General features: G+C 71.8%; 2 protein-coding genes. Both read left to right on the top strand.

From position 1 onward, the window contains the following. The first annotated feature begins 3 nt into the window (after window positions 1-3). A complete protein-coding gene (locus TPAU_RS17375; RefSeq protein WP_013128056.1) occupies window positions 4-4,725 on the top strand; it encodes a type I polyketide synthase in 4,722 nt (1,573 codons plus the stop codon). Further along, complete coding sequence (locus tag TPAU_RS17370) at window positions 4,722-14,567, top strand: type I polyketide synthase (protein WP_013128055.1); 9,846 nt, start codon at window positions 4,722-4,724, stop codon at window positions 14,565-14,567. The genes TPAU_RS17375 and TPAU_RS17370 overlap by 4 nt, the downstream gene beginning before the upstream one ends. The last annotated feature ends 2 nt before the right edge of the window (window positions 14,568-14,569 follow it).

The following is a 14,569-nucleotide window of genomic DNA, read 5'->3' as shown; positions in this document are numbered from 1 at the left end:
CCCATGAGCGAGCAGGAAGCCAAGCTGCGCGACTACCTCAAGCGCACTCTCGCCGAACTGCGAGTGGTGCGCCGCGAACTCGCCGAGGCCACGGCGGGCGGCGGTGACGGCCGCCGGAGTGAATCTGGCGATCCCATCGCGATCGTCGGGATCGGCATCCGGTTCCCCGGCATCCACGGACCAGCGCAGATGTGGTCGGCACTGGAGCGGGGCGCCGACCTGGTCGGCTCGTTCCCCACGGACCGGGGATGGGATCTCGCCGGCCTGTACCGGCCACCGGCGGGGGATGACCCGCGCTCCGGTGAGCGGGAGCCCGGCACCAGCTACGTGGACGCAGGCAGCTTCCTGTCCGATGTCGCGGAGTTCGACGCCGAATTCTTCGGGATCTCGCCCCGTGAGGCGCTCGCCATGGATCCGCAGCAGCGGCTCCTGCTGCACACCGGTTGGGAGGCCATCGAGCACGCGCGCATCGACCCCACCTCCCTCGCCGGTGAGCGGGTCGGCGTCTACCTGGGCGCCACTGACCACGACTACGCGCGGGACCGCGCCACCTGGCCCACCGATATCGAGGGCAACGCGATGATCGGCCGCTCCGGGGCTGCCTCCGCCGGGCGCATCTCCTACACCCTCGGCCTCACCGGCCCGGCGATCACCGTCGACACCATGTGCTCGTCATCGCTGGTGGCGACGCACCTCGCCGTGCGGGCACTGCGCCAGGGCGAGTGCACCATGGCGCTCGTGGCCGGCACCACGGTGATGTCCACCCCCGAGGGCTTCACCGAGTTCAGCGCGCAGGGGGCGCTGAGCCCCAGCGGTCGCTGCCGGTCCTTCTCGGACGACGCCGACGGCACCGCATGGTCCGAGGGCATCGCCGCCGTCGTGCTCCAGCCTCTGAGCGAGGCCCAGCGGGACGGCCGCCGGGTGCTCGCGGTCATCGAGGGCTCCGCCGTCAACCAGGACGGTGCGAGCAACGGCCTCACCGCTCCGAGCGTGTCCGCGCAGCGCGATGTGATCACCGCGGCCCTCCGCGACGCCGGCCTCGACCCGGCGGACATCGATGCGGTCGAGGCGCACGGAACGGGCACGGTCCTCGGTGATCCGATCGAGGCGACCGCCTTGCTCCAGACCTACGGTGCGGCACCTGCGCGCCGTCGCCCGCTGCTGCTGGGATCGTTCAAATCGAATGTCGGGCACTCGGCCGCCGCTGCCGGTGTCGCCGGACTCATCAAGATGACCCTCGCACTGACCCACGGGTCTCTGCCCCGCACACTGCACGTGGACGCGCCCAGCACCAAGGTGGACTGGTCGCAGGGCGCCGTCGAACTGCTCACCGCGCCCCGCCCGTGGTCCGCGACGCCCGGGCGTCGTCGCCGCGCCGGTATCTCCGCCTTCGGCGCCAGCGGGACCAACGCGCACGTGATCGTCGCCGACGCCCCACCGGTCCCCGAGCCCACCGGACCGGATCCCGAGATACTGTCGTCCACCGGGGTCGGACGCGGCGCTCTGGCGTGGCCACTGTCGGCCCGGTCCGCGGCCGCCCTCCCGGCGCAGGCGCAGGCGCTGCTCACCGAGGTCGATTCCGCCTTCGCCGCCGACCATCCGGACGACGACGTCGCGCGGGAACGCTATTGCGCCGATCTGGCGCTCTCGCTCGCCGGCCGCACCCAGCACCCGCACCGCGTCGTGATCACCGGCGGCCCAGCACGACTCCGCGAGCGGCTCGCCGGACTCGCCCGCTCCGAGGCCGTTCCCGAGCCCGGCGTGGTCGCCGTCGACACTGCGCGCGACCGCCTCGGTCCCGTTTTCGTCTTCCCCGGCCAGGGCGGCCAGTGGGCCGGTATGGCCGCGGGCCTGCTGCGTGACTGTCCGGCGTTCGCCCACCGGTGGGAGCAGTGCGCCGAGGCGCTCGCACCGCACGTCGATTTCGACCTCAGCGACACCGTCGCCGATCCGGAGGGGGCGTGGCTCGAGGACGTGAGCCGCGTGCAACCGATCCTCTGGGCGACCATGGTGTCCCTCGCCGAGGTGTGGGCGGCGGCCGGGGTGCGCCCGGCCGCCGTGATCGGCCACAGCCAGGGCGAGATCGCTGCCGCCTGCGTGATCGGTGCGCTCTCGCTCGCCGACGGTGCCCGCCTGGTGGCCACCCGCAGCCGCCTTCTGACACGGCTGTCCGGTCGGGGAGGGATGCTCGCCCTCGGTGCGAACCGGGAGGAAGCATTGCGTCGGCTGATCCCCGGCGTCCAGCTCGCCGCCGAGAACGGTGCCGGGTCGGTGGTGCTCGCGGGTGCTGCCGACGCGTTACGACGCTACGCCGATACCGCGGAAGCGGACGGCATCCGCACGCGGATGATCCCGGTGGATTACGCCTCGCATTCCGAGCAGGTCGACGAGATCGCCACCGCCCTCACCGCCGCGACCGGTGACATCGTCGCCCGGGACGCGCCCGACTCCGAGTTCTACTCCACGGTGGCCGGCCGCACCGGCGAGCCCATCGCCACCGAGGCGCTCGGCGGCGGGTACTGGTTCGAGAATCTCCGGAATACAGTCGAATTCGCGACAGCAGTGCGCCGAGCGATCACCGACGGCTACGGACTCTTCATCGAGGTCAGCCCGCATCCGCTGCTGCTCACCGCGATCGGCGAGACGGCAGACACACTCGGCGGAGCGGACGATGTGGCGGTCGTGGGCACTCTCGCCCGCGACCGGGGCGGTCTCGACCAGATCTGGTACTCGCTGGGACAGGTGCATGCCGCCGGCGGTGCCGTGGACTGGGCGCGTGCGCTCGCCGCGTACGCGCCGCGCATCGTCGACCTACCGACGTACCGGTTCAGTACTCGCCGGTACTGGCTTCCGGACGGACGCGCGGCCCTGAACCGGTACGCGCCCAACCCGATCGGATCCGTCGACGAGTGGCGCTACCGCGTCGCCTACCTGCCCGTTGCGGCATCGACCGGATCACTGCCCGGCACCGTGACCGTGATCACCGATCACCACCGCACCGGCGCGGCCGACGCACTGCGGGCCGCGGGTGCCGCCGTCACCACCTGCCGGATCGGCGAATGGCGAACGGATGCACCCGCTGCCGATGCATCCCTGGTGCTGCTCGGCGGCGAGGCTGAGCCCACGGCCCACGGCGGCGCACAGTCGGTTCCACCGGCGCTCGCCGAGGCCTTCGAACTGGTGTCCCGGCACATCCGGGGACCCGCTCATCCGCTCTGGTTCGCCGGTGACGAAAGCGCCCCGGACGTCGCCGCCGCGTTCGCGCTGATCCGCGTCGCCGCTTTGGAATTCCCGAACCACATCGGTGGCACCGTCGATCTGCCCGACGGCGCCCTGGACGCCGACCGACTCCTCGCGGCTCTGAGGGGTGAACACGATCAGGTCTCGCTGCGCACGCCATCGGCCGGCGAGATCGGGGTGCGCCGCCTGCTCGCCGGGCCGTTCCCCGGGAGCGGACCGCGAACCGGTGACTGGACGCCACGCGGGACCGTCCTGATCACCGGCGCCACCGGTGGCATCGGTGGCCAACTCACCCGCTGGCTGGCCGCCCGCGGCGCTCCACGGATGATCCTGCTCAGCCGCCGGGGTGAGGCCGCACCCGGCGCGGCCGACCTGGCCGACGAGCTCGCCGCCGCAGGTGCGCAGCCGCGGATCGTGGCCGCCGATGCCTCCGATACCGACGCGCTGGTCCGGATCCGCGACGAGTACGCCGCCGCCGGAACGCCGATCACCTCCGTCTTCCATCTCGCCGGTGGCGGGACCCTTGCGGATCTCATCGACACCGACGCGGCGGAGTTCGCAGCGACCGCGCACGCGAAGATCGACGGTGCCCGGGCCCTGGACGCGGTGTTCCCGGATGTCGAGGACTTCGTGCTGTTCTCCTCGATCTCGGCGGTGTGGGGCAGTGGATCCCACGGCGCCTACGCCAGCGCCAACGCCTACCTCGATGCGCTCGCGCGCGGTAGGCGTGCCGCCGGACGAGACGCCGTATCGATCGTGTGGGGCATCTGGGACCCGGCGGACGGCGGAGGGATGGCTGCGAATCTGGTCCGTGAGCAACTGGCCGCCCGGGGGATCCCATTCATGGATCCGTCCCGATCACTGCGCGAACTCGGTGCCGTTCTCGGTGGCGACCCGCAGCCGGTCGAGGTGATCGCGGCCGTCGACTGGGAACGGTTCCTGCCGGTCTTCACCTCTGCCCGCTCCAGTGGCCTCTTCGACGAGCTGCCCCGCGGCGGTGTACCGGATGCCGGCGAATCACGTTCCGGCGGAGAACTGCCCGATCTCGCGCGCAGGGTGCTCGACCTGCCGGATCGTGAACGCGATGCAGTCGTCAGCGACGTGGTCCGCGACACGATCGCCGCGGTGTTGCGTCTCGATCCCGGCGAGGTCGATACCGAAAGGGCCTTCCGGGATGTGGGCATCGACTCGCTGACCGCGATCGACACCCGCAACCGGCTGCGCGCAGCGACCGGTATCCCGCTCCCCGTGACCATGGTCTTCGACCACCCCACGGTCACCGCGCTGGCCCGGTACATCACAGGGCGGCTGCTTGAAGGCAGCGAGGAGCCCACCGCACCATCGGTCGACCGAACGGCCCCATCGCCAGGTCGGGGGACGTCGGTGGACCTCACGACGCCGGCGGACGACCTGCTCGACGTGGACGAGATGGACATCGCGGACCTGATCCGCGCCGCGAACGACGCAGAGGAGGCGGCCCGATGACCGAGCACAACGCCGAGATCGTGGAAGCGCTGCGCAACTCGCTGAAGGAGACCCGCCGGTTACGCGCGCGGAACGCCGAACTCACCGACGCCGCCGGCCAGCCGATCGCGATCGTCTCGATGGCATGCCGCTACCCCGGCGGAGTCACCACACCCGAGGCGCTGTACGAGCTCGCTGCGGCGGGTCGGGACGTGGTCGGACCGTTCCCGGGGAATCGCTTCTGGGATCTCGACGGGCTCTACAGCGACGACCCGGACGAGGGCGGCACCTGCTACACCCGCAGCGGCGGATTCCTCTACGACGCGGACCGATTCGACCCTGGATTCTTCGGCATCTCGCCGCGTGAGGCGGCGACGATGGACCCCCAGCAGCGGATCAGTCTCGAGGTGGCGTGGGAGGCATGCGAGCGCTCGGGCCTTCCGCCGGAACGGATCCGGGGCTCCGCCACCGGCGTCTACGTCGGCTCCGCCTACCAGGGGTACGGCGAGGGCTGGAAAGACGTGGACGCGTCGATGCAGGGCCAGCTGGTCACCGGGATGTCCAATAGCATCGTCTCCGGGCGCCTGGCCTACACGCTGGGGCTCACCGGGCCCGCCATCACCGTCGACACCGCCTGCTCGTCCTCGCTGGTCGCCGTGCACCTCGCGGTCACCGCCCTGCGCCGCGGTGAGATCGACATGGCGCTCGCCGGGGGTGTCGCCGTGATCGGTGCCCCCATCGGCATCGTCGGCTTCGCGCGGCAACGCGGACTCGCCGCCGACGGGCGGTGCAAGGCCTTCGGCGCGAGCGGAGACGGCATGGGCTTCGGCGAGGGCGCCGGACTGCTGTTCCTGGTCCGGCTCTCGGATGCGGTGCGCGACGGCCTCCCGATCCAGGCCGTGATCCGGGGGAGCTCGATCGGCCAGGACGGAGCCAGCAACGGCCTTTCCGCGCCCAACGGGGTCAGCCAACGTGCCGTCATCGAGGCCGCCCTCGCGGACGCCCGGCTCCACCCCGACGACATCGACGCCGTCGAAGCGCACGGTACCGGAACGAAACTGGGTGACCCCGTCGAAGCCGACGCGTTGATCGCGACCTTCCGCGGGCGACCGGGGGACCGGCCGCTCTACCTCGGATCGGTGAAGTCGAACATCGCGCACGCCCAGGCCGCTTCCGGTGTCGCCGGGATCATCAAGATGGTGGGCGCCATGCAGCACCGCACGCTGCCCGCGACCCTGCATGCGCACGAGCCCAACCCGCTCGTCGACTGGGACGGCAGCGGTCTCGCGCTGCTCACCGAGACGCGTGCGTGGCCCGAGCGCGAAGCCCCTGCCCGCTGCGGTGTCAGCAGCTTCGGACTGTCGGGTACCAACGCGCATGTGGTCTTGGAGGCCCCCGCGGACTCCGGGGAACCGCAGGCGGCGCAGCCCCCGGCGCACCCGACGAGCACGGCGGTGGCCCTGCCGGTCTTCGCCCGCACACCGGGCGCCCTCCCGGGGCAGCGCGCGCGGATCGCCGAGATGGTCGGCGGTGCGGAGCCCGCCGACGTCGCGCTCTCACTGGCCCGCACCAGGGTCACCGGCGACCACGTCGCGATCGCGATCGGCACCGCGGCGGCGGACCTCGCCTCCGCCCTCGAACCCGCCGAGCCCGCAGGCGTCGCCTCGTCCGGGGCGACGCTCGTCACCGGATCCGCGCGCCGCCGCGGGGGACTGGCCTTCGTCTTCCCCGGACAGGGATCCCAGTGGCCCGGTATGGCGGCCGAACTGCTCACCGCCGAACCGGTGTTCGCGCGGGCACTCGCAGACTGCGACGCCGCGCTCGCGCCGCACCTCGACCGCACCATCACCGACCTGCTCACCGGGGCCGACGAGGAGTGGCTCGCTCGGGTCGACCTGGTGCAACCCGCGCTCTGGGCGGTCATGGTCTCACTCGCCGAACTGTGGAAGTCGTACGGAATCACCCCCGACGCGGTGATCGGACATTCGCAGGGGGAGATCGCCGCAGCCGTCGTGGCCGGTGCGCTGTCCCTCGACGACGGTGCGCGTGTGGTCGCCCTACGCAGTCGCGCGATCCTCGCGATGACCGGCGCGACGTCGATGCTCTCACTGCGCCTGACCGCCGAACAGGCCGAGGAGGCGATCGCCGGGTACGACGACGTCTTCCTGGCCGCGGTGAACTCACCGGAGTCGGTGATCGTCGCCGGTGCGCGCGCCCAGGTCGAAGACCTCGCCGCGGTGATCGCCGAACGCGGCGTCCGCGCGCGCCTGGTCAACGTGGACTACGCCTCGCACACGCCGTTCATGGAGCCGCTGGCAGCGCCGATCCAGCAAGTGCTCGATTCGCTCGCCCCGGTCGCCGCTGCGGTGCCCTTCTACTCCGCGCTCACCGGCGGCAAGCTCGATGGAGCCGAACTCGACGGCGACTACTGGTACCGGAACCTGCGCAACACAGTGCGGTTCGACGCCGCGACGCGAGCACTGGTGGATGCCGGCATCACCGATTTCATCGAGATCAGCGCCCATCCGGTACTGCGCGATGCGGTGGAGGAGACGGCGTTCACCGCGAGCGGTGAGGAGCGGCTCGCACCGAGCATCGGATGCCACGTCACTCTGCGCCGGGATACGGGGCATGCTCAGTTCCTCACCGCCGTCGCCGGGCTCGCCGCTGTGGGATACCCGGTCGATTGGGAACGTCAACCCGGTGTCGCCGGCGCGCGGGTCATTCCGCTGCCCACCTACGCCTTCGACCGCCGTTCATACTGGCTCGCGCCGCCGCAGCCCGCCCGGCCGGTCGCCGGCACACCGGCCCAGGCCGATTCGCGTCACTACCGGGTGCGCTGGGAACCCACGGTACTGACGGCACCGGCCCGGCCGGCCGGACGCTGGCTCATCATCGGCGACGGTTCGGAGCACGCCAAGACCTACGGCCACGCCCTGGCCGACCGCATCAGCGCAACCCTGGTGCACCCGGACGGCGGCGCCGGCGTCGCGGTCGATTGGGAGTCGGCGCTCCGCGAACACGCGGGCACGCACTGGAGCGCGGTCGTCATTCTCGCCTTCGACGCGGATCCGGCTGCGGTGTCCGGACGGTCGAAGGCGTTCGGCACCACCGTGGACATCCTCCGGGCGATCGGCACCTGTGGTCTGCACCAGCCCCTGTGGGTGGTCACCGCGAACGCGGTCGCCGAGGGCCTGCCCCCGGCGGCGACGATCCGGCCCGGCGCGGCACAGCTCTGGGGCCTGCGACGGATCCTGTTCGCGGAGGAGCCCGGCCGCGGCGGCGGCATCGTCGACCTCGCTCTGGACGACGCGGCCCCGGACGACCCCGCCGGCGATGCGGCCGAGATCGACTCCCTCGTCGCGGTGCTCACCGCCGACGAGACCGAGACCGGCGAACGGCAGATCGCGGTGCGCGCCGCGGGTCCGCTGGTCCGCCGGCTCGTACCGGCCCCGGCCCCGGCCCCGCACCGCCCCTGGACGCCTCGCGGAACGGTGCTGGTGACCGGCGGGGCAGGCGGCATCGGCGCCCACGTGGTGCGCGAGCTCGCGGCCCGCGGAGCCGAGCGGATCGTGATCGCCTCCCGCCGCGGCGCGGACAGCGCGCAGGCGCGTGCCCTCCGAGACGAGCTCGCCGACGCCGACGCCGAGCTCGACTTCGTGGCCTGCGATGTCTGCGACCGTGCGGCCGTCGCCACACTCGTCTCCGGGATCGACCGCTCCGGACCGGCGCTCACCGCCGTCGTGCATGCGGCCGGTGTGCTCGACGATCGTCTCCTGGCCGATCTCACACCGGAATCCGCCGATGTCGTCTTCGGCGCCAAGGCCGGCGGAGCGATCGCCCTCGACGAGGCGTGTGGCGACCGGCGCCTCGACGCCTTCGTCCTGTTCTCGTCCCTCGCCGGTTCCGCAGGGGGAGCCGGACAGGGCAGCTACGCCGCCGCCAATGCCCACCTCGACGCCCTGGCGGAGGCCCGGGCGGCCCGGGGCTCAGTGGCGACCTCCATCGGCTGGGGAGCGGTGGACGCCGGACTCGTGGACGCCGAGACCGCGGCACGACTACGGCGGGGCGGCGTGATCGCCATGCCGCCGGCCCAGGTGGCCGCCGACGTCTTCTCCTGCGCCGGCGGATCGTCGGCCACCGGAATCGTCGCCGATATCGACTGGCCCGCACTGATCTCCGTCAACCCCGACCTCGTGACCGACGCCGCGTACTCGGCCATCCCGGCGGTGCGCAAGGCACGCGCGGCCGAGTCTCCTGCGGTCGTAGACGTGGGCGCCGTCAGCAGCCGCGCCGACGTGGCGCCGGCGGTGACCCGGATCGTCGCGGAGGTGCTCGGGCTCGACTCCACCGATCAGGTGTCCGCCACCCGGTCGCTCCGGGACAGCGGCGTCGACTCCGTGAGCGCAGTCGACCTCCGCAACCGGCTGGCCGCACTGACCGGACTGAAGCTGGCCGTGAGCCTGGTCTTCGACTACCCGACCGTGACCGACCTCGCCGATCATCTCGCCGACCGGCTCTTCGGTGGGCGGGACGTCGCGGCTGCGACGGACCCGGTGCCGGCGATCCGGGACGACGCCGACGACCCGATCGTCATCGTCTCCATGGCGTGCCGCCTCCCCGGAGGCGTCGACAGTCCTGAGGCGCTGTGGTCCGCACTGACCGATGAGATCGATATGGTGGGCCCCTTTCCCGACGACCGCGGCTGGGACTTCTCGCGCTACGACCCCGATCCCGCGGTGCCGGGTACGTACTACGTCGAGGGCGGGGGCTTTCTTTACGATTGCGCCGATTTCGATCCAGCACCGTTCTCGCTGTCGCCCCGTGAAGCGCTGGCGATGGATCCGCAGCACCGGCTCCTGTTGGAGACCTCCTGGGAGGCCTTCGAACGTGCGGGGATCGATCCCACCGCGTTGCGCAATGAACTCGGCGGCGTCTACGTGGGAGCGAGCTACAACGACTACGGTTCCCGGAGCGGCACGGCCGCACCGGAATTGGAGGGCTATCTGGCGCTCGGCAGCGCATCGAGCGTGCTGTCCGGGCGGATCTCCTACACCTACGGGCTGCAGGGGCCATCCCTGACGGTCGACACCGCGTGCTCGTCATCGCTGGTGGCGCTGCACATGGCGGCCGAGTCGGTGCGCCAGGGCGAATGCGATTTCGCACTGGCGGGTGGCACCTCGGTGATGTCCACGATGGACACCTTCATCGAGTTCTCCCGGCAGCGGGTGATCTCCCGGGACGGGCGGTGTCGTGCCTTCTCCCGCGACGCCGACGGAGCGGGCTGGGCCGAGGGAGTCGCCGTCGTCGTGCTGGAGCGACGCTCGCGGGCCGTGGCTCTGGGGCACCCGATCCTCGCGGAGATCGCCGGGAGCGCAGTGAACTCGGATGGCGCCAGCAATGGTCTCACCGCCCCGAACGGTCCGGCGCAGCAACGCGTCATCACCGCGGCGCTGCGGCGATCGGGTTTGCGCACCGACGATGTCGACGTCGTCGAGGCGCACGGAACCGGTACACCGCTCGGTGACCCGATCGAGGTGGGCGCCCTGAGCGCCACCTACGGAGCCGGACGGCACCCGCAGCGCCCGCTCTATCTGGGTGCGCTCAAGGCGAGCACCGGCCACACTCAGGCGGCCTCCGGCCTCGCCGGTGTCGTCAAGACCGTGCTGATGCTCACTCACGGGACGCTTCCACGATCGCTGCACTCGGAAGATCTCTCGGACGTCATCGATTTCGACGGAGTCGCCGTACTACAGCAGGCGAGGCCATGGCCGGAGGTGAATCGTCCGCGGCGGGCCGCGGTCTCGGCCTTCGGGGTGAGCGGCACCAATGCGCACGTCATCCTGGCCCAACCCGGCACACCCGTTCCTGCGCCCTCCGACACCGTCGCCGCGGCACCGTCCGCCGCCACCCGTCCGATCCCGGTATCGGCCACCACCGCGGCCGCGCTGACGAAGGCGGTGGCGCTCGTGCGCGAGAGCGCGGACCGGCTCGGTGCGTCGCACGATGCGCTCGCGGCGGGCCTCGCCAGGCACCGGCCGGCGCTGGCACACCGCGCCGCGCTCTGGAAGGACCGGCTGATCACCGACGTCGCACGTACGCCGCGGGTGGGATTCGTTTTCAGCGGCCAAGGAACGCAGTGGACAGGCATGGGAGAGGCACTGGCGCAGCACTATCCGGCGTTCGCGGCCGCTCTCGACGAGGTAGCCGAGGCCTTCTCCGGGCTGCTGCCCAAGCCCCTGCTCGAGATCCTGCGCGAGCGCGACATCGATGACACCGCGCACGCACAGCCCGCGGTGTTCGCCGTGGAGGTGGCGCTGGCCCGGCTCCTGGAATCGTTCGGAGTGACCGCGTCCGCGGTGTGCGGGCACTCCATCGGTGAGGTCGCTGCGGCACATATCGCCGGGGTGCTCTCACTCGACCACGCGGCCCGGCTCATCGCCGACCGCGGCCGGCTGATGTCGGACCTCCCGGCGGGCGGAATCATGGCCGCGGTCGCGGCCCCGGAGGACCGGATCGTCGACCACCTGGCGCAGCGCTGGCCGGATGCCGGGACGCGGCCGGTCGCCATCGCCGCCGTGAACGGCGCCGCCGCGTGCGTCCTCTCCGGACCGGCCGACGCCGTGCGCTCCGTGACCGCCGAGTGGCGCGACCGGGGAGTGAAGACCACCGAATTGAGCGTCTCGCACGCCTTCCACTCACCGCTGATGGCACCGATGCTCGCGGAGTTCGGCGCGACGCTCGACGAGTTGGAATTCCACGACTCCACGATCCCGGTGGTTTCGTCCGTGACCGGTGGCACGCACCCGGTGGATTCCGCGGACTACTGGTCGCAGCACGTGGGGGCAACCGTGCGATTCGCCGACGCTGCGGACCGGCTGCGCTCCGAGCACGCGATCGACACCTTCATCGAGGTCGGGCCCGATTCCCGTCTCGCCGCACTGCTTCGTACCAGCTTCTCCGATCCCGGTAGTGGTGCCGCTGCGGACCTCGCGATCGTCGGACTGATGACGGCACGCACCGACGACATCGACCTGTTCGCCGAAGCGCTCGGCAGGCTGTGGACCCGCGGCGCACCCGTCGATCTGACCGCCCAGCCCACGGCGCCGGCCGTCGGCCCGCAGGCGCTGCCCACCTACGCCTTCGACCGGAGCCGGTACTGGCTGGAGGCCACCGCCGTCCCCGTGGCTCGCAGCGGACACCCGATTCTCGGCCAGCGGATCCGGCTGGCGGACGGTGCCGACGTCTACCCCGCGACGATCCGCGCCGCCGATCCGTCGCTCGCCTGGATCGCGGACCACACCATCCAGGGCTCCGTGATCTATCCGGGAACGGGACTGGTCGACCTGATGATCGCGGCGGGCACGGCGATCGATCTGCCTGTGCTCGACGAACTCACACTGCGATCGCCGGTGCGGGTGACCCCGGGATCCGATGTCGAACTGCAGATCCGGATAGCACCGGAGGAACGGAGCGTCGAGGGCCGCGCGTTCACCCTGCACGTCGCCACCGACAGCGGTGCCTGGACGGAGGCGGCCCATGGCCGACTCGCGCCCGTCGATCCGGCCCGGGAGTGCCCCGACGCCTCCGCGCCGACCGTCCCCGACGAGCCGGGGATCTCGATGCGGGCGCGGTACGCCGAGATGGCGGAGAACGGATTCGACTACGGACCCGCCTTCCGCGGACTCGACGCCGTGCACGTGTCCGAACCCGAGACCGGGATCACACAGGTGACCGGCACCGTGGCCCTGCCGGAGGGCGTCGGCGTTCGCGGATTCAGCATCCACCCCGCGCTGCTGGACGCCGCGCTGCACACGATCGCGTTCGCGGATCTGGACGGCCTCGACGGCGGACTCGTCCCGTTCTCCTTCTCCGCGACGCGGGTGCATCGCACCGGTGCCCGCACGGCGCGCGTGCGGCTGACCGCACTCGGGCCACGCACCGTCGCGGTGGACCTCTACGACGAGGCCGGCCAATCCATCGGCACGATCGGCGAACTCGCACTCCGGCCCGCGGCAGCGCTCACCCCGCCCGCCCGTGACCGGCCGCAGATCTACGACACCGTCTTCGAACCGCCGCAGGAGCTGCCGGACGCCCCCGGTAGCGCGGTACCGACGATCGCCGTCCTGGGGCAGCTCCCCTCGCAGGTCGACCTGGGTGAACCGGAACCGCGGACGTTCGCGGACATCGCCGAGATCCTCGAATCCGGCGCCGTGCCCGACCAGGTGCTGATCGCACTCCCGGGTGGGAGCACCGCAGAAGCCGACCCGGAGATCGCGACCGCGACCCACGCGGCCGGCACGGCCACGCTGGCTCTGATCCAGCAGTGGGCCGCAGCCGACGCGCTCTACCCGGCCACGCTGATCGCCGTTGCCACCCACTCGACGGACGGGGCCGACCCCGCCGCGTCCGCCGCTGCAGGATTGTGGAGGTCGGCCATCAACGAGTACCCGGGACAGTTCGGGATCATCGACATCGACGACGGGCCCATCCCGGCCGACACCGTCCGGACGGCGCTCACCCTCACCTCCGCCGAGCCGAACCTGGCGATCAGTGATGGCACCGTGCGGGTTCCCCGGCTACGGCCGGTATCCGACACCGAGACGGCGTCACCGGCGCGTCTCGATCACGGCACCGTCGTGATCACCGGGGCCTCGGGCACGCTCGGCGAAGCGCTGGCACGGCACCTCGCCCGCGAGCACCGGACACCGTCGCTACTGCTGGTCTCCCGACGCGGAGCCGATGCCCCCGGTGCCGCCGCGTTGGCAGAGGAGCTCGCCGGTCTCGGCACCCGCGCCGAATTCATCGCCGCAGACGTGGCCGACGCGGACTCCGTGCGCGCGATGCTCGCGCACGTGCCGACGCACGCCCCCCTCTCCGCGGTCGTCCACGCGGCGGGGGTCCTGAGCGACGGCGTGCTCTCGGCCATGACGCCGCGCCGACTCGCCGAGGTGTATCGCGCCAAAGTGGACGCCGTTCTCACCCTCCATCGCGCGACACGTCATCTGGACCTGGATGCCTTCGTGGTCTACTCGTCGATCGCCGGCGTCGTCGGAAGCGCGGGACAGGGCAACTACGCCTCGGCGAACGCCTTCCTCGACGCCTTCGCCCGCGGACCGCACAGTGGAGGCCGGACGGTCTCCGTGGCCTGGGGACTCTGGGCCGAGGCCAGCGGTATGACATCGGTGCTCGATGAGACCGACCGCGAACGCGTCTCTCGCGCCGGCCTGACCGGTATGTCCACCGCGGATGCGCTCGCACTCCTCGATGCCGCGCTCCCCGCACGTGATGGCGCGACTATCCGGTCCGCGCCGGTCATCGCGTCCTTCGACACCGCACAACTGGGCGAATTGGCCCGTTCCGGGGACATCCAGCCGGTGTTCCGTGCACTGGCCCCCGGCCGCCGCCGCGAACCGGTCGCGCCGCCCTCCCTGGCGCAGCGGCTCACCCGGGTTGCCGAGGAGGACCGGCTGGAGCTGGCCACCGACGCGGTGGCGGAGGTGGCCGCAACCGTTCTCGGTTACCGCAGCGCAGCGGAATTGGACACTCGGCGGGGGCTGCTGGAGCTCGGTTTCGACTCGCTGACGGCGATCGAGCTGCGGAACCGCCTCGGTGCCGCCACCGGCCTCCGGTTGCCCGCGACGCTGATCTTCGACTACCCGTCGGCGGCGGCGATCGCCGCGTACCTGATCGAGCAAGCGGTGCCGCAGGCGCAGATCGACGAGAGTGCCGCGCCGGGCGCCGCCGCGGGTGCGGGTGATCCGGACGGCCCGGACACGGGTGTCGAGGGTCCCCTCGCCACCGAGGTCCTCGCCGATGCGAGCGACGACGAGATCTTCCGGTTCATCGACAGCCTCGGTTAGGC

This window comes from Tsukamurella paurometabola DSM 20162 (assembly GCF_000092225.1).
Lineage (GTDB): Bacteria > Actinomycetota > Actinomycetes > Mycobacteriales > Mycobacteriaceae > Tsukamurella > Tsukamurella paurometabola.
Note: the sequence above shows the minus strand (reverse complement) of the source record. Positions and strands in the feature narration are given on the sequence as shown.

Coding starts and splice junctions, on each gene's coding strand:
- TPAU_RS17375 (WP_013128056.1), top strand. CDS start 4: ATGAGCGAGCAGGAAGCCAAGCTGCGCGACTACCTCAAGCGCACTCTC.
- TPAU_RS17370 (WP_013128055.1), top strand. CDS start 4,722: ATGACCGAGCACAACGCCGAGATCGTGGAAGCGCTGCGCAACTCGCTG.